This window comes from Anabaena sp. AL09, from assembly GCF_001672255.1.
GTDB lineage: Bacteria > Cyanobacteriota > Cyanobacteriia > Cyanobacteriales > Nostocaceae > Dolichospermum > Dolichospermum lemmermannii.
Map to the genome: position 1 here is coordinate 40,628 of NZ_LJOQ01000089.1, position 17,696 is coordinate 58,323.

General features: G+C 36.5%; 18 protein-coding genes and 2 pseudogenes. 7 read left to right on the forward strand and 13 right to left on the reverse strand.

What is annotated here, in order from left to right; all coding sequences use genetic code 11:
* The first annotated feature begins 38 nt into the window (after window positions 1-38).
* Window positions 39-1,082 carry an anthranilate phosphoribosyltransferase family protein gene (locus AN490_RS18435; protein ID WP_300006386.1) on the forward strand — a complete coding sequence of 348 codons (1,044 nt, stop codon included), beginning with the start codon at window positions 39-41 and terminating at the stop codon, window positions 1,080-1,082.
* 85 nt (window positions 1,083-1,167) lie between these two features.
* Here the strand turns inward: AN490_RS18435 and AN490_RS18440 are convergent, their stop codons facing one another.
* From AN490_RS18440 to AN490_RS18465, 6 genes are all read right to left on the reverse strand, one after another.
* Entirely contained in the window at window positions 1,168-3,348 is a 2,181-nt protein-coding gene (locus AN490_RS18440; RefSeq protein WP_300006388.1) for a molybdopterin oxidoreductase family protein, read from the reverse strand.
* A gap of 198 nt (window positions 3,349-3,546) precedes the next feature.
* Window positions 3,547-5,043: a NarK family nitrate/nitrite MFS transporter gene (locus tag AN490_RS18445; protein ID WP_300006389.1), complete on the reverse strand. Its 1,497-nt coding sequence runs from the start codon at window positions 5,041-5,043 to the stop codon at window positions 3,547-3,549.
* 144 nt (window positions 5,044-5,187) lie between these two features.
* Window positions 5,188-6,750 (reverse strand): ferredoxin--nitrite reductase, encoded by a 1,563-nt coding sequence (locus AN490_RS18450; RefSeq protein WP_300006390.1) that lies wholly within the window; start codon window positions 6,748-6,750, stop codon window positions 5,188-5,190.
* Between the two features lie 426 nt (window positions 6,751-7,176).
* Entirely contained in the window at window positions 7,177-8,202 is a 1,026-nt protein-coding gene (locus AN490_RS18455; RefSeq protein WP_300006391.1) for a hypothetical protein, read from the reverse strand.
* Window positions 8,203-8,267: 65 nt separating this feature from the next.
* Complete coding sequence (locus tag AN490_RS18460) at window positions 8,268-8,675, reverse strand: hypothetical protein (protein ID WP_300006392.1); 408 nt, start codon at window positions 8,673-8,675, stop codon at window positions 8,268-8,270.
* 2 nt (window positions 8,676-8,677) lie between these two features.
* Entirely contained in the window at window positions 8,678-9,580 is a 903-nt protein-coding gene (locus tag AN490_RS18465) for a hypothetical protein (RefSeq protein WP_300006393.1), read from the reverse strand.
* A 102-nt stretch (window positions 9,581-9,682) separates the two neighbouring features.
* On the opposite strand from AN490_RS18465, the gene AN490_RS18470 reads away from it, so the two are divergent.
* The 3 genes from AN490_RS18470 to AN490_RS18480 all read left to right on the forward strand — a co-directional run bounded on the left by AN490_RS18470 (window position 9,683) and on the right by AN490_RS18480 (window position 10,945).
* Window positions 9,683-10,189, forward strand: coding sequence for a helix-turn-helix domain-containing protein (locus AN490_RS18470; protein ID WP_300006394.1), 507 nt, complete (start codon window positions 9,683-9,685; stop codon window positions 10,187-10,189).
* Between the two features lie 146 nt (window positions 10,190-10,335).
* Complete coding sequence (locus AN490_RS18475; protein WP_168634384.1) at window positions 10,336-10,551, forward strand: hypothetical protein; 216 nt, start codon at window positions 10,336-10,338, stop codon at window positions 10,549-10,551.
* Window positions 10,541-10,945 (forward strand): PIN domain-containing protein, encoded by a 405-nt coding sequence (locus AN490_RS18480; protein ID WP_300006395.1) that lies wholly within the window; start codon window positions 10,541-10,543, stop codon window positions 10,943-10,945. The genes AN490_RS18475 and AN490_RS18480 overlap by 11 nt, the downstream gene beginning before the upstream one ends.
* A 222-nt stretch (window positions 10,946-11,167) precedes the next feature.
* Here AN490_RS18480 and AN490_RS18485 read toward each other — a convergent pair whose 3' ends face one another.
* A complete protein-coding gene (locus AN490_RS18485; RefSeq protein ID WP_300006396.1) occupies window positions 11,168-11,338 on the reverse strand; it encodes a UPF0175 family protein in 171 nt (56 codons plus the stop codon).
* A 506-nt stretch (window positions 11,339-11,844) separates the two neighbouring features.
* On the opposite strand from AN490_RS18485, the gene AN490_RS18490 reads away from it, so the two are divergent.
* Complete coding sequence (locus AN490_RS18490) at window positions 11,845-12,141, forward strand: hypothetical protein (protein ID WP_300006397.1); 297 nt, start codon at window positions 11,845-11,847, stop codon at window positions 12,139-12,141.
* A gap of 5 nt (window positions 12,142-12,146) precedes the next feature.
* Window positions 12,147-12,542, forward strand: coding sequence for a type II toxin-antitoxin system VapC family toxin (locus tag AN490_RS18495; protein WP_300006398.1), 396 nt, complete (start codon window positions 12,147-12,149; stop codon window positions 12,540-12,542).
* 80 nt (window positions 12,543-12,622) lie between these two features.
* Here AN490_RS18495 and AN490_RS18500 read toward each other — a convergent pair.
* The 6 genes and pseudogenes from AN490_RS18500 to AN490_RS18525 form a co-directional block, all read right to left on the reverse strand.
* Window positions 12,623-12,778, reverse strand: a pseudogene (locus AN490_RS18500) (MBL fold metallo-hydrolase); the annotation flags it as partial.
* 128 nt (window positions 12,779-12,906) lie between these two features.
* A complete protein-coding gene (panD, locus tag AN490_RS18505) occupies window positions 12,907-13,290 on the reverse strand; it encodes an aspartate 1-decarboxylase (protein WP_300006399.1) in 384 nt (127 codons plus the stop codon).
* Between the two features lie 129 nt (window positions 13,291-13,419).
* Window positions 13,420-13,938, reverse strand: a complete 519-nt coding sequence (locus AN490_RS18510; protein ID WP_148765371.1) for an inorganic diphosphatase — start codon at window positions 13,936-13,938, stop codon at window positions 13,420-13,422.
* 200 nt (window positions 13,939-14,138) lie between these two features.
* Window positions 14,139-14,327: a hypothetical protein gene (locus tag AN490_RS18515; RefSeq protein WP_300006400.1), complete on the reverse strand. Its 189-nt coding sequence runs from the start codon at window positions 14,325-14,327 to the stop codon at window positions 14,139-14,141.
* A 182-nt stretch (window positions 14,328-14,509) separates the two neighbouring features.
* Complete coding sequence (locus tag AN490_RS18520; RefSeq protein ID WP_213799512.1) at window positions 14,510-15,301, reverse strand: DUF4231 domain-containing protein; 792 nt, start codon at window positions 15,299-15,301, stop codon at window positions 14,510-14,512.
* 276 nt (window positions 15,302-15,577) lie between these two features.
* Window positions 15,578-16,756: an MFS transporter gene (locus AN490_RS18525; RefSeq protein WP_300006401.1), complete on the reverse strand. Its 1,179-nt coding sequence runs from the start codon at window positions 16,754-16,756 to the stop codon at window positions 15,578-15,580.
* A 169-nt stretch (window positions 16,757-16,925) separates the two neighbouring features.
* On the opposite strand from AN490_RS18525, the pseudogene AN490_RS18530 reads away from it, so the two are divergent.
* Window positions 16,926-17,243 (forward strand): annotated as a pseudogene (locus tag AN490_RS18530) (ATP-sensitive inward rectifier potassium channel 10); the annotation flags it as partial.
* Window positions 17,244-17,696 lie beyond the last annotated feature (453 nt).

Genomic DNA, 17,696 nt, shown 5'->3' on the forward strand with positions numbered 1-17,696 from the left:
ACTATTACCTTTTTCCACTGACAACTGACAACTAACAAATGACTAATAAATTTAGAGAATTTATTCAAAAAGTAGGTAGTGGAACTCACACATCAGATAATTTAACTCGTGCTGAAGCCGCTACTGCAACAAAAATGATGTTATTAGGTGAAGCCACACCAGCGCAAATTGGCGCATTTTTAATTGCTCACCGCATTAAACGTCCCACAGGTGAAGAATTAGCAGGGATGTTAGACAGTTACTATGAAATCGGACCCAAATTGCTACCAGTAGCCCAACCTGTGATTGTTTTGGGTATACCCTATGATGGCAGAACCCGCACTGCACCAATTAATATAATTACGGCTTTATTATTAGCTGCTGCGGGACAACCTGTAATTATGCACGGAGGAAACCGCTTACCCACAAAATATGGTTTACCTTTAATCGAGATTTGGCAAGGTTTAGGAATAGATTGGACTGGTTTATCACTCGAACAAACCCAGCAGGTTTTTGAACAAACAGGAATTGGTTTTATTTATACACCTAAGCATTTTCCTTTAAATCAAACTTTGTGGGAATACCGTGAGCAATTGGGTAAACGTCCACCGTTAGCCACAATGGAGTTGATTTGGTGTCCATATACGAGTGATGCTCACATTATTGCCGGTTTTGTTCATCCACCCACAGAAGGAATGTTTCAGACTGCTTTGGGATTACGTGGGGTGAATAAATACACTTTTATCAAGGGTTTAGAGGGTAGTTGTGACTTACCACGCGATCGCACAGCTATCATTGGCTTATCTTCATCAAACCCAGAAGTATTAACCCGGCTACAACTCGCACCCCGTGAATATGGCTTTATCACTAAAAACGTTCCCCTAACTACCACAGAAGAACTCATTAAGGAAATGCAGGGGATTTTAACGGGAAAAACCAGCGAACTCAGCCAAACAGCCCTATGGAATGGTGGTTTTTATCTATGGCGCACTGGTATTTGTTCAGATATGCAAGCTGGTATAGACACAGCCACCGAACTAATCAGCAGTGGTGTATTAGCAGCTAAACTGCAACAAATTAATACTTTGCTGCAAAGATTTTAATCGGTAATTGGTGATAAAGTTTTTGTTCTCACCCTATTTATCCTGTTTATCCTTTAATCCTGGACATCCTGATTCAGACAAAAGCTTACCACTGAGAAGACTGAAGTTGATAATTTTTAACCGTAGATTCTACAAGAATTGGAACTAACTGCACAGCACAGGCTTTTAATTCCGGTTGGAGTGAATCAGGACAAGCTTCTGAATGGGTAAGAGCGTTAGCTTCCGCATCATCTGCCCACAGTTTACCCCAGTGCATAGGGACAAAGACAGTACCGGGAGAAATAGCTTTTGTAACTTTAGCTGGAAACTTAGTTGTACCACGACGCGATCGCACCTCTAACCACTGATTATCAATAATACCCAAAGCAGCAGCATCACGGGGATGAATCTCAATAAACGGTTGCGGGTGCAGTTTGCGAATTTTCTCAATTCTGCCAGTTCGTGTTTGTGTATGCCAATGCCCATATAATCTACCAGTGGTTAATATAAAAGGATAATTTTCATCAGGTGGTTCAGCAAGTCCTTTAGAATAATATGCACCAAACTTAGCGCGTCCATCATTTGTATGAAATCGCAAATTAGTATATAGACGCTTAGTTTCTGAATTACTACCCTGTGCATAAGGCCAATGAGTTGGACCTTGTGCGGCTAAAAACCCATGACTTAAACCCGACATATCACAAGGACGCTGACGAGTTAATTGGACAAATTCCTGATAAACTTCCGCAGAATTATTAAAAGTAAATTTATCAGTAAAACCTAATCTTTTTCCCACTTCCGCAAAAATTTCCCAATCAGGTTTTGCTTCTCTGGGTGGTTCACGAAAAGCCGAACATAGCGTTACCATTCTTTCCGAATTCGTCATAATCCCAGTTTTTTCACCCCACTGCGCCCCCGGTAACAAAACATGAGCATAAGCTGATGTTTCCGTAGGGTAATAAGCATCTTGATAGATAGTAAAAGGAGATTTTAACAACGCCTTTTTAGTTCTTTCTAAATCGGGCATACTCACAGCCGGATTAGTGGCAGCAATCCACAATAAACCCACATTTCCAGTTTCTAAACCAGTGATCATTTCCCAAGCAGTTAAACCAGGAACACGGGAAATTTGTCCTCTTTCCAAACCCCAAAAATCCTCAACTTCTGCGCGATGTTGGGCATTTTTTACCAACCGATAACCCGGTAATAAATGGGCTAACCCTCCCGCTTCTCTGCCACCCATAGCATTAGGTTGACCAGTCAAAGAAAAAGGACCTGCACCAGGTTTACCGATTTGTCCCGTCATTAAATGTAAATTAATAATAGTTCTAACTTTAGCCGTACCTTCTGAAGATTGATTAACACCCATTGACCATAAAGAAAGTACAGATTTTGCTTTTCCCCAATATTTAGCAGCGGTTTCTAAATCTTCAATACTAATACCACAACGACTCGCCACAACTTCCGGTGAATAATGCCGAATCACCTCAGCATAAGCCGGAAAATTGCTAGTACAATCATCAATAAAAACTGTATCTATATAATTCCATTTCATTAATAAATAGGCAATACCATTTAACAAATCAATATCTGTACCTGGACGAATAGCTAAATGTAAATCTGCGGCTTCGGCTGTAGGAGTGCGGCGAGGATCAACCACAACCATTTTAACATGGCGATTTTTTTTATGATATTTTGCTAACTTATTAAAAATAATGGGATGACATTCTGCTGTATTTGTACCAATTAAAAAAGCACAATCAGTTAATTCTAAATCATCGTAACAGCAAGGAGGACCATCAGCACCAAAACTTTGAATATACCCAGATACCGCACTAGACATACACAACCGGGAATTAGCATCGAAATTATTAGTTCCTAAACAACCTTTAAGTAACTTTTGAGCAATATAATAATCTTCTGTTTGAAATTGTCCAGAACCATACATACAGATAGAATCTGTGGCTTGATTCAATCTCAATCTTTGAATCCGGTGGGTAATAATATCAAAAGCTTCATTCCAACTCACACGCCGAAATTCTGCATCTAAAGAATCGCGCACCATGGGATAATGTAATCTACTTTTATCCAAAGATTCAGCAATAGTTGCACCTTTAACACATACCATTCCTTGACTAGAAGGATGGGATTTATCACCCCTAACTCGCCAAATAGGAATTCCTTCACTATCTCGATTTGTGGCTTTTCCATGTTGGGCTGGTGCAGAAACTTCTAAACCACAACCAACCCCGCAATAAGGACAAAGTGTTTTGGTAAATTCTGTCATAATATTTGCAGGTTTAAAAAGTTATTTCGCGCAATCTCTCTTAGAGATCCCGCAGGGTAGACGCTAAGGAGCAAAGGCGCAAAGTTATGATAAACGAACCACAGAGGCACAGAGGACACAGAGATAATTTCATAAGAGGAGAAATATTTTTAATTTCTAGTTTTTATCTTCTTACCTTTGCGCCTTTGCGTGAGATAATTATTCTTCTATTAAAACAGATTGATGATTAATTATTTCTCCTTCATTTTCATTATCAGATGCAAATGAATTTTTTGGTTCTTTGAGGAAGAATCCACACATAAAGGCGCAAATCATGGCGGCTATTCCCATTGTTGCAAATAGGGTTGATGCGTCTGTTAAACTGAAGATTGTCAGATAAACTACGCCGCCAAAGTTGCCGTAAGCACCGACGTTTCCGGCTATTTGTCCGGTTGCTTCTTTTTTGATTAATGGCACTATTCCGTAGGTTGCACCACAACCAGCTTGAGCAAAGTAAGCAGCGAACATGGTGACAGCAATTGCGAGGGGGATAGGCCAATCTTTGTTAATGAAATGTGCCATTAAATAACCTATTGCAATCCCCGCAGAAACTATTGTCATTGTCCATTTACGCGAACCTAATTTATCGGAAATTAAACCACCACTGGGACGAGAAACTAAGTTAAGAAAGGGATAAATAGATGCAATCATGCCGGCGACAATATGTTCTAAACCAAAGGTTTTTTCAAAGAATGCTGGGAGCATGGAAACGGCTGCAAGTTCTGAACCAAAGTTGGTAATGTAGGTAAATTCTAATAATGCTACTTGACCAAATTGATAACGTTGATTTGCTGGGTAGGTTTTTTTTCCTGTTAGTAATTCGTGATTAACTTGATAAGCTTGGTAACTTTGGTAAGCAAATAATCCTGCTAATACAATCCAAACTATATACATTTGGCTGAGTGTGAGGAAATGAATTTTCTTTTGTTCTAGTCTCCAAGCTAATAAACCCAATGCGAATATTAAACCAAGGTTGGAAACAATCAACGCCCAAAAGCTTTTGACTGATGTTACTTCTAAAGAACCATTTTTATTGGGTTTTTGATAAACTTTACCAATGGGTGTATCTTCAACGCTTTTAAAGTAGAATAGTCCGTAAATTGCGGTAACAATTCCTGTTAATGCAATTGTTAATCTCCAGTTAGAACCACTACCACTTAAAACGCTAGTTGCAATTGCAATTGTTGGTAAAGCAAATTCTGCTCCAAATGCTCCAAAGTTACCCCAACCGCCATAAATACCTTGAGCAATTCCCATTTCTTTGGGAGGAAACCATTCGGCTACCATGCGGATTCCTACCACAAATCCAGAACCGACTATTCCCATTAATAAGCGACTAATAACTAGTTGGTTAAAGTCTTGGGCTAATGCTGTTGCTAAACAAGGAACAACTGCAAACATTAATAAGAGGGAATAGGTAATTCTTGGCCCGAATTTATCCAATAACATCCCAATAATTAGACGAGCGGGAATTGTTAATGCTAGGTTACAAATTCCTAATGTTTTAATTTGTTCAGGAAGTAAATGTAATTCTTTTCCAATTGTGGTAGCGAAGGGGGCAAAGTTAAACCAACAAACAAAGGTTAGGAAAAATGCAAACCATGTTTGATGTAGTATGCGATAGCGTCCTTGGAATGAAAATAATCCTTTTAACATTTCTTTTCTCTCACAAAATAATTGAATTTCTGAAAAATTGGATATAAAAATCCAAGGACAATTATGAAATTGCCTAAATTAATGATTTATCAAACGCGGATAAACGCAGATAAACGCGGATGATTTGATGTCTAGTTATTGAGGTTAAATTATTGCTGGTTCTCGCAATTTTGCCCCAAATTTGGTAATTAGTATTTCTCTTAATAGGGGTTGTAAGTCTTCGCAGGGAATACTTTTTTGCACACAGGTTCCTAAATGTGCGTCTTTCCCCACTGTTCCACCCATGTAAATGTCTACACCTTCCAACATTTTGCCATTTTTACGCACTTTAGTTCCCATTAAGCCAATATCGGCTACTTGGGGCTGTCCACAGGAGTTAGGGCATCCTGTCCAATGGATTCGCACGGGACGTGATAAAGTTAGTTCAGATTCCAATGATTTAATCATTGATAGGGCGCGATTTTTGGTTTCTATTAAGGCAAAGTTGCAAAATTGTGCGCCTGTACATGATACTAGCGATCGCATCAATAAACCAGGATTAACTGAAAATTTCTCTAATACTGATTCTGTGAAAAATGCTGTTAAACTGGAATCAGGAATATTCGGGATAATGATATTTTGTTCAACGGTAAACCGGATTTCTCCACTTCCATAAACTTCGGACAATCGGGCAATTTCAAACATATCATCAGCAGACAATCTTCCCACGGGAATATTTAAACCTGCGTAGTTAAATCCAGGTTGTTTTTGTTTATATATGCCCACATGATCCCGTTTTTCCCAGTCAATTTCATCTTTTGCTGCTGCGGATAATAATGATTTTCCAACTCGCTTTTCTACTTCTGCGCGGAATTTTTCTATCCCCCATTCATCAAGTAACCACATTAACCGGGCTTTTAGTCTATTTGCGCGTAAGCCATGATCTCGGAAAATCTCGACAATGACTTTGCATAATGATACAACTTCGGCGGGAGATACCCAAACATTTAAAGGAATGGCTGCTTCACAACGTTTTGCAGAAAATAAGCCGCCGACAATGACGTTAAAACCAAAGATTGGGGTTTCATCTTCATTTCCCCAAAAAGCGGGAATAAAGGCTAAATCGTTAATTTCTGCGTGAACTGAATTATCTCTGCCTCCGGTAATTGCAATATTAAATTTCCGGGGAAGATTGCTAAATTCTGGATTACCTTCACCGTTGTTAGTCAGCATATCCTGGACTTGCTGGACTAATTCTCTGGTATCATAAAACTCATCTGCATCCAAACCCGCTACAGGATCACCTGTAATATTACGAACGTTATCCATGCCGGATTGGATAGTAGTTAATCCGACTTTGTGAAATTTATTAAAGATATCGGGGATATCTTCAAAGTTGATCCCGCGTAGTTGTATATTCTGTCTGGTGGTAATATCGGCGCTGCCATTTTCACCGTAACGCTGTACCACTTCTGCTAAAGCTGACAATTGACTGCTGTTGAGAATACCGTTAGGTAAACGCATCCGCATCATGAATTTACCGGGAGTCACAGGACGGAAAAATACACCTAACCATTTTAGGCGATGGTTAAGGTCGTTTTCGTCCATTGCTTCCCAACCGATTTGGGCAAAATTCTCTATTTCGTTTTTAACTGCAAGTCCGTCTTTTTCGGCTTTGAATTTCTCGAATTTATTTAGTTTGTCTGTGGTAGTTGCTGTTTCTATCATGGGCTTTTTTTGGGAACAGGACTTAATTAACTGTGTATCCGTGTTCTTATCGGTTCTGTACTTGCCACGTTGGGGAAATAACTGATATTAGTTTCCTGGTTGGTGGTGTGACAGTTCCGATATTGTTACGTTAGTGTGATTTTTCATAACAATTCGTATAGTAGGTTACTAAATTTGAGTAATCATGCAAAAACCGGATATAATGATTGCGGTTTTTGCATGATTTATGGGAGATTTTTTATATAGATGTGTTTATATAGATAAAAGCGACAATTACTTATTCCCAGTCTCTACTCCAATCCCAGAATACAGGCTACTTTACTGAGACAATGGAGAAGAGAGGATATAGTTGATCAAATGAATAAAGTAAAAGGGTTCATTTATAGTGAAAAGTTTAAACGATAATTTGGTAAATTACTATTTAGGTTATGGATTACTGAGTTCATTATCTTGCTTTTCTAATATCTTTAGGTCTAACATACTCTTGCGTTCTTCTGAAGAATGTAAGGGAAACTCTGCTAAATGAACCCATTTGGGAGGTACTTGTGTGGATTTTATTATACAACCAGTTCTTTGAGTTTCAATCTCAAATGAAATTGTATTTATATCTAATTCATAGCATTCAGAGTAGGTTTTATGCTCAGAGCTAGGAAAATTTATTTTGTAAATCTTGTTATATTCAGGTTGAAAATATCGAATGAGTGCAGCTTCTGTAAAATTTATTTTTTGATCTTCTGATATTTCTTCCAAAAATGCTTTTTCAAGATGCCTATTATTGTCATCCAAAGAAGTACCGTAATATTCTTGCAGAGGATCAATTGTTATAATTTTAGTTTGTTCAAAGTTTAAAAGAAACAACCAAATTTCTTGATCAGGTGATTGATTTATTGATTTAGAATAAATCTTTTGTAAAGTCTCATGTTTCAAAAGTCTATCTAATGCTGTTCTTGATCCTTCTCTACCAAATGATTGCCCAATATATAAAACTTCAAAACTAATTAGTTCTAGAAATTCTCTTGTATTTGAGTTATCAGAATATTGTGTAGTTTTCATCATGTCTGCTAGTAGTTGAGTGCTAGTAAATCGAAAACGCTCAGTGCCTTGATCATCTTTTAAAATAATTTCTGTATAGGGATAATGACAATATATAGATAGATCGTAACTATCAGATGGCATAGGATATTCAAATCCTATATATTTATAAGTATCTTTTTGCTGAATTTTTAAACGACCTTTTATAAACTGTCCTTCAATTTTAGAAGATTCAGTGTCTAGTGTTATACGTGGTTGACGAGTAATCATGTAGATATGACAAGGATTAATTTGAAATTTCTCATTTTCATCTGATATTTCAAGTTCATTCAATATTTCTAGGGTATCTTGTTGAACTATATATATATTACTTGCCCTCATATGAAGGCCGAATTCAGTGAGATATTTTCGGATTGTCATAGTCTATAAGTGTATAAGCTAATTTTTCTATCAATATTAGAATTCTATCGCAGAGTCTTTTTCAATTAGATAACCCATTCATGATCTGGATCATCAAGGGCTGCTGTTACCGATTTCAAATCAGCAAAATCTTTAAATGGACTAGACTTTGCTATTTCTGTGATAGAATGCAAAGCTAAAGTTAATTGGTTATTATCACCCTTTGCTATTGCCTGATCTACTTTTTCAAACAGAAAGCTAAAATTCTTAGCTCGTTCATCAAACGAGTTTTCAAGATAGTTAATCAGAATATCACGATCAGCTTGAATCTTCGCAATTGTAGCTTTTTCCCAGGCTTCTATACCACGTCGTTTAGTCGTTTCTTCTTGTGCAACAATTTTGTACTCAGTGTAGGCTTCAACAATAGCTCGTAAGGTGTGAGCCGCATCTACACCTGCACCCAATACTTCTACATGAACTTTCTTGACTGTCATTTCTATTTACCTGGTAGAATGCGATATTTTTCTATGACGGTTACAGAGCCAAGGTTAAGTTTTCCATCACTGTTTAATACTGGAGTCTTCAAAATTTCTATAAGGGACTTCATGAGAGTTCCTACTTGTCGAAACTTATCAGCATCTCTCTTTGAATCAAAAGGTTGAGATTGAAGTTGATTAAGACTTTGAATAGCATGAGTGTTAATAGATTCAAACACACCCTTTAACTCAGTAATACGCCGTTTTACCTCTTGAGAATATTCTTCAGCCGCGTTAATTTCTGTAACTGCTTGATTTACTTTTGCTACATACTCTCTCGCTTTTGTCATGGCTTTTTCACCTTCACTAGCCGCAAAAAAGCTGCCAATCGCTAAAGCTGGTAAAATGGTAATACCGCCTAGCACAACAGTACCTAAAGCCATACCACCGCCACCAGCAGCGATCGCTCCACCGCCAAACCATGCTAAAGTTGCATTCCAAGCTGCTGCTCCACTGAGGCCTGATATCGCTGTTCCTGTACTTGCTGCTCCTATTGAAGTTGCAACACCAATAGCACCACCATAACCTGCTACTGCTGCTCCTACGGATTTAGCCCCAGCACCGAAATATTGTTCTGCTCCTACCGCAGCAGCTTTGTATTCTTTAATCTGTTGAACCGAAAAGTCCATACCCTCTAAAAGCCTCCTCTCGCTTTCAGAAGCCTTTCTCCCAGTGCGCTCAACGAAATCTACAAAACGCTTAATAGTTTCTTTTATCACCTGTAGTTGGAGTTCACCATACTCCTCTGCTAACTTATTTGTTGCTGCTTCCTCAATTTTCAACCATTCTAAAGCGCGATCATATCGTTCTTGAGCGCCCTTAGCTAGTTCATTAGCTTTCTGACCGGGATAAAATGAAACCATGATAATAATGCTAAAAATGTCTAAATCTAGACTATCATTGCGGAATTTAGGTGTGTACTAGCCAATATTAGAAGTTAGGCTAGTATAAGGTTAGTAAATTTTATGTACACAATGTTGACAATGGCATCTACTGAAGAACGCTTTGCTCAAGCCACAAACTACTGGGATTTAGAAACTCTATACACAGATATCGCATCTGCTAAGGGTAAACGGCTCACACCTGTTGAGAAACTACATTTACGTGGGTTACTTTGTGGTTACAGCCCCGCCGAGATAGCGGAGAGGCTGAATAAAAATGTTAAAGGTGTCGAAGTAGACCTTTGCAATACTTTGTATAAGTATGTGAAAAGTTTAGTAGATAAATCTGATGAAAAGGTAGAAAATTGGAGAAATATTACTGAATGGCTTGAGGAAGCAGGATATAAAAGCCAGCCTTCTATTGAATCTGAAATAGGTGACGGTGTATCTATAAAACTTTTAGTACAGGAAGCAAATATAACTCTTGAGAAAAACCAATTAACAATTGATTTAAACATCAGAATAGTAGCTCCTTCACCTTCAGGAACTCCAGTTATACAAGAATTTAATACAAACGGCAAATTTAATTGATGACACAATCTATGACTCAGAAATTAACACTGTAACAATCAACAAACATCACAAAACTAAAAAATGCTACAATGTACAACATCAGAAAATTTAGAGAGTCATTTGCTATAATTGTGCTTAAGAATAGTTATTTGAGGTAAGTTACTATGATTACAAAACAAATGATTCAAGAGAAACTCAAAAATTTAACAGAAGAACAACTTAATCAAGTTTATGGGATTATTGAACAGTTAAGCGATGCAGAAAATGCTGTTAAAAAACCTAGTCTCATGTCCAAATTACGAAAGATTAAAATTGATGCTCCTGAAGATTTCTCGATTCAAGTGAGTGTTAGTTTAGGGAGAGATACAAGTGAGGGATAAAATTTTTGTTGATACGCTGTTTATTGTAGCCTTAATAAACAAACGGGATCAATATCATGTCAAAGCTTTAGAATTAGCTCAAAAATTTGAAAATTATCCTTTGATAACCACTGATGCAATTTTATTAGAAGTTGGTAATGCTTTATCGAGTAATTATAAAAGTGAAGCAGTTGAATTAATGGAAACTTTTTTAAATTCTGATGAAGTAGAAGTTATCCGGTTAAATCCTGAATTATTTGAAGAGGCATTAAATTTATACAAACAACATCAAGATAAATCATGGGGTTTAGTTGATTGTGTTTCTTTTGTGGTAATGAAACAAAATAAAGTTACTCAAGCTTTAACTTTTGATAAGCATTTTATTCAAGCTGGGTTTCAAGCATTAATGAGATAATAAAGATTGTCCTAAACTAACATTATTAACAGGTTTTACAATAATCCAGTCATAAGTTTTGACTTCTTTTGCTCCTGGTATTGAATCTCCCCATTGTGTTAATTCTTGAAAAACGGCTGATGATATGATAATTTATCCATAAAGTTGTTCTACTAATTGGATTTTTCCCGATAGCTGATAGATTAGTAATAGGTGAAGTATTGCTAACTATGATCATAAATTTTAGATAATTCCCAAGTTTTTTAAATCAACATCTAAATCAGTTTCATCATAATGAATATTAATGTTTCTCATAGCTAATTCATTTTGAAATTGTAGTAAAGGCATTTTAGCCAGTTGAGATGCTTTACCGATACTAATTTTTTTCCTTTGAACCCATATTCCGCACTTCACAATGTAGTATCCATCTTTTCAAGAATTATGCCTAATAAGCCTTAGATTGTTCAATATTAATACCTAAAATGATGGATAAAATATGTGTTTTATTGAACGATAAAAAATAAAATTATGGAAATATTCGCGTATTACAAAATGAAGTGCGGAAAGTGGGTTTGAAATAAGAGGATAATCAATTCTAAAACTAATTCTTTTTCTGATAGTCCACTAGCTTGGACAATATCTTCGGAAATGACCAGGCTCATTGAGATCCTCCTGTTAACACAGACTAAAAAAAATATAACACACAGCTAGATGCTTGATACTTTCTGTTATAAATTTGAGAACGGACAATTTCAACTTCTAGTTATACAAGAATTTAATACAAACGGCAAGTTTAATTGATGACACAATCTATTCCTCAGAAATTAACACTGTAACAATCAACAAACATCACAAAACTAAAAAATGCTACAATAAATAACATCCATGAATATCATTTACATTTCCTCGGAGGAAATATTATGTTATCAACAGAACTTCAACAAGAATCCATGATCAACAGAATCGAGAAAATTGTGGCTATTTTAATGGAAGAACGTCCTTTGTTTAAAGAAGAACTTAATCCTACAGAGATGGTTGAACTTTTATCCACATTATTTGAAACTAACTTACCCATTGAAGAATTTAATACTATGTCAGATCAAGAATTAAAAAAACATTGTAGCTGTATTATGGTGACAGAAGCAGTCGCAGGGACTTTGAATGAATTAACACCCGAACAAATGGCTATTTTTGATGAAGCAATTAAACGGAAATAGAGACAATGACTTATTTATTAGATACAAACATTGTTTCCTTCGCACTGAAAAATAATTTTCAAATTAAGGCAAGACTAGAACAATTAAAATCTCAAAGAGAATTAGTATGTATCAGTTGCATTACTTATTTTGAGGTTAAAAGAGGATTGTTTGCAGTAAAAGCAACTAAACAACTAGAAAATTTTGATGAATTTTGCCAAGATTATCAAATCATTTTATTAGATGATTTAGCGATTTTAGAAAAAGCGTCAGAAATTCATGCAAATCTCAGATTAAGAGGATTACCAATTCAAACAGAAGATATCTTAATTGCTGCAACTGCTATTGTTAAAGGTTTTATTCTAGTTTCTAATGATCGTGATTTATTGAGAGTTGAAGAATTAAGTTTAGAGAATTGGTAACAGGAAGATGGCAGTTTTGGGCGATTTCACGTTTCTGTACACATTTTGGCGATTTCCCGCCCACCTCTTAGGCGGTTATATTAATTAATACTTAAAATAAGTCCTTCACGAGCTAGTAATGCTTTAGGGAATACTGACTGAATTTCAGTTTGAACATGATCAAGAAAATCATCATCATCAGAATGATGATAGGAGATTACTAACCGTTTTACTCCAGCTTTCTGAGCCACTAGGAGTAGGAATCAAACCACGTACAAGAATCGCACCTGAAATAGATCAGATTCACCAGCAAGGGTAGGACTTAGTTGTTCAGGAGCATAAATTTGAGAATCGGACAACTCAAAATTTGACATTTTCAACAAAATTAGAGCTTACTAAGCAGATCATCATAATGTCGCACTTCTAATAACTGGTTTTTTTCATCCACAATTACAACGGTAGGAGAGTGACATTTTAACTCTTCCATAGTAAACTGCCCGTAAGTCATGATAATCAAGCGATCGCCAACTACACCTAAACGTGCGGCTGCTCCATTTAATTCAATCGCTCCTGAATTAGCGGGAGCAGGTATGGCATAAGTAATAAAACGCTCACCATTAGCAATATTCACTACTTGTACCTGCTCATAGAGGAATATACCAGCTTTTTTCAGGAGAACCTCGTCAATGCTGATACTACCCACATAGTTAATATTTGCTGCTGTGAGCGTACAGTTATGAATTTTTGCCGACAAGAGAGTGCGCTGCATTTGAGTTTAAATTTTTTTTGCAACCAGTAAGATAGTTGGGAATTAGACTCAGTAAGTTGTTACTGATGATTCCACAATTATCGGTTTAGTGGGTAATGAGTAATTCACATTACCATCACCCATAATCTATTATGCTTTAGCTTTAGCTGCTTGAATGAACTTTTCCACCAAGGGAGCTACCTTATCCACATCCTGCCAACCGAGAATTTGCGTGACCTTTTTTTCCAAATTTTTATAACTACGGAAAAATTCAGCAATTTCTTCTAGTCGGTGAGGGGATATGTCTTTGAGAGACTTTACATGAGCATAGCGCGGATCTTTATCGGGAACACAAAGAATTTTTTCATCACGATCGCCACCATCAATCATTTCCAAATAACCAACTGGTCTAGCCGCAATCACGCAACCGGGAAATGTTGGTTCATCCATGATTACCATACCATCTAACGGATCGCCATCATCAGCTAAGGTATTAGGGATAAAACCATAATCATAAGGATACTTAACCGAAGAATAGAGAACCCGATCTAAAGCAAATGCTTGTAAATCCTTATCGTATTCGTATTTATTTTTACTTCCGCCAGCAATTTCAATCAGGACATTAATTACACCTGGCTTTGGTTGGGCAGGAATCAAAGATAAATCCACAACAAAACTCCTTTACTAAAAGTGAATAAGCGGTAGCAGCCATTTTCGCTCCCAGTGTAAGATTCTAAGGCATTGTGGATCTCTTCCCCCAGATTCCTGCTAAAAATCTTGGTGAATTTCACAAATGATCAAAAAAAAGCAGAGAAAAAAACTCCCTGCCCATTATCCTCTGCTTTGACTCCTAAATTCTGCTGTATATTTTAATCTCCAGGAATAGATAGGTCATAGCTTAAGGATGGCTGATTGTTTTCAACATTGACTGAAGAATAGTGGGCGATGATAAATACTGGTAAAGTGAGGGTGATCAAAGCGATCACTGTTCCCACAATGTCTGCCAAACGTTGGGAATATGTATCGGAAGAATTGGCAGACTGGCTATTTAAATTCATACAAAGTTGCAATTAATCAGAATCACGAGTGGGTTGACTCCCTGGAAAAGAGGGTCTACACTATTCTAACTATTTTTTTACTATAAACCGTAATGTCAGGGATAACTGACATTTTTGATCCTTCAGAAATTCCGTAGGGGCGCAGGTCCTGCGTCCAATTAGATTAGTCCCTGCGCCCAAGATTATGCAGCCACTTTTTGTCCTGTAGTTGATTCTTCAGGTTGTGGTGACTCTTGTTTTTCTTGATTTCCTTGTTCTGAATCACTGCTGGGTTGAACTATTTGGAGGTGAATATTATTCACTTGATTAATAAATAGTTCTATTGCCTGACTTACTCTTTGTTGTTGTTTACCTTCTTCGGAAATATCATAACAACGATAGGCTGGGCTAATTCCCAAAATAAACTTTTCCTGTTCAGCTTCTAATAATTCAACGGCTTTGTTAGCAGCCATCCAATTTTTTTCAAAAGGAAATGAGGTAACGATACTAGCAACAATGGAAGCAACGGCTGGGCAAATAACAGGCAGCCATTTTAACCAGCTTTGTCCTGCTTCTAATTTATCCACCAACACTAAAATTGGTGTGACACCTGACAAAATAACGGTAGAAATTTGCAAAACATAGTAAAGAGTTCTGGCGAGATTTCGAGAACTTTTATAATCATCAATCAACTCTTGACAATATTCTAAAGCTTTAGCTCGTGCTGGTAAAACTGTATTATAGTCCAATGTAGTGCCATTGCTTAATAGAGAGGTATAGAGTTCAGCTTTTTTGGAAAGCTCAGTTTTTTGTGATTCCTTTTGAGCATTTTTCACAGATTGTCTATTGAAGATAAACAAACCAAGAGCAACACTTAAAGCAACGGATGCAGCAGTTATATATTGTTGATCACTAGAACCAACATAAATGATGAAAATTGATGTGATAGCAACTGCGGCTAATAAATAATCAATCAACTTGAAAAAAAACAGCATATTTTTGCCTGGTGTGGTTATTGTCGGAATGTTGAATTGATGATTGGAAACCCCGTTGTAAAAATATTTTCACAACCAAAGATGTATATTACACGAAAGTAACATTATTGACAAGTTGCCAGGACTAGCAATATTTTTCAGAAACAAGGTTAAGATCCGGATTTTCCAGTTGTTTTCAAGGATACAGATATAAATAAAGTTTAAATTTAATTAAGTTGATGAAAAATTTCCATCAACTTGTGCATTTAATAAATGAACCTACTGTAAATTCACAAATCAAATCGCAGTGCTGTATCTTTTGCGCGTAGCTATGGCTAACACTAACACCAAAAATGTTAAAACTCCTGCTAGATATAAAGGATAGCTGTATGTAATGGGTTGAGATTGTTGAACTATCATCCCAGCAATCACTGGTCCAATACCGCTGGAAATACTTAAATAGGATGCGTTTAATCCTAATACAGTTCCCTGATCTTGCGGTTGAGCATTGAGAGAAATCAATGTACTAATCATGGGTTGGACTAGGGCGTTAAACAGTGCAAATAATATGCTAACTACGACAAAATAAGTGATGCTAGGCCAAACAGGCATTAATATAAATGATAAACTGCGAACAAATAAGCCTAAAAATAATATTTTGACAACATTAAATTTACGACGAAGAATAGATACTCCCCAAGTTTGCATAACTACTCCTAATGTGCCAAAAACTAAAAATAAGAGTGTTAAAGATTTATTATTTTGATCTAAAACTTGAATAAAATAGGGTTGAAATGCGTAGGTAAACATGGTAAATGTTGTCCCTGTGCAAAAGTTAATAAATAATAAAATGCCAATGCCTGGCATAGCAAATCCTTTAATTAAATTATCTAACCCTAAATCAAAGATGTTTGTGGATTTTGGAGATTTATTTTGGATAGTTTCTGGTAATAAAAATATTGTCATTAACATCCCGATAAGAGCAACTGCACCGGAAACTAAAAATGCTGTTCCTAAAGAAATTTGCTGTGCTACTAAACTAGTCGCTGGGCCAAGAACAAAGCCTAATCCCATTGCTGCACCATAAATCCCAAATGCCTGAGCGCGATCTTTTTGACTGGTAACATCAGAAATAACGGCTTGGGCAACAGAAGCATTTCCACCTGTGATACCATCTAAAAATCTGGCGAAAAATAGTAAAGTTGCTGTTGTGGCAGTTCCGGCTATGGTATTAGCAATTACTGTTCCGGCTAAACTAATTATTAATAATGGTTTCCGTCCAAATCTGTCGGAGAGTTTACCAATTACAGGAGTGGCGAAAAATTGAGCAATGGAATATGTTGAGAATAATAAACTGGTTTGGAAATCATTTAAACCAAATTGTTTACCATAAAGATAAATTATGGGGATTAAAATTGTAAAACTTAGGGAGTTAATAAAGGCAATTAAGGCAGTAATCCAAAAAATTCGGTTCATTGTTAATTAAATATATTTATCTTTAGTCATCCTATCATTCACTGGACTTTTACTTACTGCCCATGAAATTTAAATTACAGAGATTTTTTCAGCAGCCGGGAAAACACTTGCATTCACGAGTTCATATTCAAATTCACAATGGACAATTCACAATTATCGGTATGGGTGCAAGATATATGATCTTAAACTGGTGAGAAATCAGACACCTAGCTTTTCTTTATCTTGGACGGTGATGCACATTATTGATGAGTCTAGTCCTTTTCATGGGATGACATCGGCATTATTAAGTCAAACTCAGGCCTTGCTGATGATTTCTATGAGTGGGATTGATGAAACAGTGGCACAGGTTGTCCATGCTCGTTATAGTTATGGCGTTAATGAGATTTTGTGGAATCATCAATTTGTAGATATTATGTACCATAATACGCCTGATAGACATCGTTACTGTGACTATACGCATTTTCACGATGTTTTGCCAATTTATTAGTTCTCTAATCCATAGACTACTGGCTTTTCCCATTTATTCAGCAAGTCCTATATCCCATCTTCCGCACCCTAAATTGTCACACAACGAAAAATGGTCGTTTGGGGATTTGGGATTAGCGATAGCGAAGCGCTGCTGCAAGCAGTTCGCTACCTAAAATTTCGACCTTTTTGTATAAAAATCATCCTTCAATGTATTCAAAAGTCCGAAATTACCGATTGTGACACCGGGGGTGCGGAATGTGGGCTATATATTAATTAATACTTTATTTACTTTTACTTACTTAAAGAAAATTGTATAATTTTATATTATTAAAATCAAGCTACACAACGGCTTATCAATTTCTGTTTGTACAAAAAACAAAACCCCCTCTAAAAGAATAGAGGAGGCGTTGTTGTTAAATATTAAACCTGGCATCGAGCTATTTTCACGGAGGGCTACCCCTAAACTATCGTC

Bases quoted from the DNA above. Each gene is read 5' to 3' on its own strand.
- AN490_RS18435 (WP_300006386.1), top strand. From the start codon at position 39: ATGACTAATAAATTTAGAGAATTTATTCAAAAAGTAGGTAGTGGAACT.
- AN490_RS18440 (WP_300006388.1), bottom strand. From the start codon at position 3,348: ATGACAGAATTTACCAAAACACTTTGTCCTTATTGCGGGGTTGGTTGT.
- AN490_RS18445 (WP_300006389.1), bottom strand. From the start codon at position 5,043: ATGTTAAAAGGATTATTTTCATTCCAAGGACGCTATCGCATACTACAT.
- AN490_RS18450 (WP_300006390.1), bottom strand. From the start codon at position 6,750: ATGATAGAAACAGCAACTACCACAGACAAACTAAATAAATTCGAGAAA.
- AN490_RS18455 (WP_300006391.1), bottom strand. From the start codon at position 8,202: ATGACAATCCGAAAATATCTCACTGAATTCGGCCTTCATATGAGGGCA.
- AN490_RS18460 (WP_300006392.1), bottom strand. From the start codon at position 8,675: ATGACAGTCAAGAAAGTTCATGTAGAAGTATTGGGTGCAGGTGTAGAT.
- AN490_RS18465 (WP_300006393.1), bottom strand. From the start codon at position 9,580: ATGGTTTCATTTTATCCCGGTCAGAAAGCTAATGAACTAGCTAAGGGC.
- AN490_RS18470 (WP_300006394.1), top strand. From the start codon at position 9,683: ATGTACACAATGTTGACAATGGCATCTACTGAAGAACGCTTTGCTCAA.
- AN490_RS18475 (WP_168634384.1), top strand. From the start codon at position 10,336: ATGATTACAAAACAAATGATTCAAGAGAAACTCAAAAATTTAACAGAA.
- AN490_RS18490 (WP_300006397.1), top strand. From the start codon at position 11,845: ATGTTATCAACAGAACTTCAACAAGAATCCATGATCAACAGAATCGAG.
- AN490_RS18495 (WP_300006398.1), top strand. From the start codon at position 12,147: ATGACTTATTTATTAGATACAAACATTGTTTCCTTCGCACTGAAAAAT.
- panD (WP_300006399.1), bottom strand. From the start codon at position 13,290: ATGCAGCGCACTCTCTTGTCGGCAAAAATTCATAACTGTACGCTCACA.
- AN490_RS18515 (WP_300006400.1), bottom strand. From the start codon at position 14,327: ATGAATTTAAATAGCCAGTCTGCCAATTCTTCCGATACATATTCCCAA.
- AN490_RS18520 (WP_213799512.1), bottom strand. From the start codon at position 15,301: ATGCTGTTTTTTTTCAAGTTGATTGATTATTTATTAGCCGCAGTTGCT.
- AN490_RS18525 (WP_300006401.1), bottom strand. From the start codon at position 16,756: ATGAACCGAATTTTTTGGATTACTGCCTTAATTGCCTTTATTAACTCC.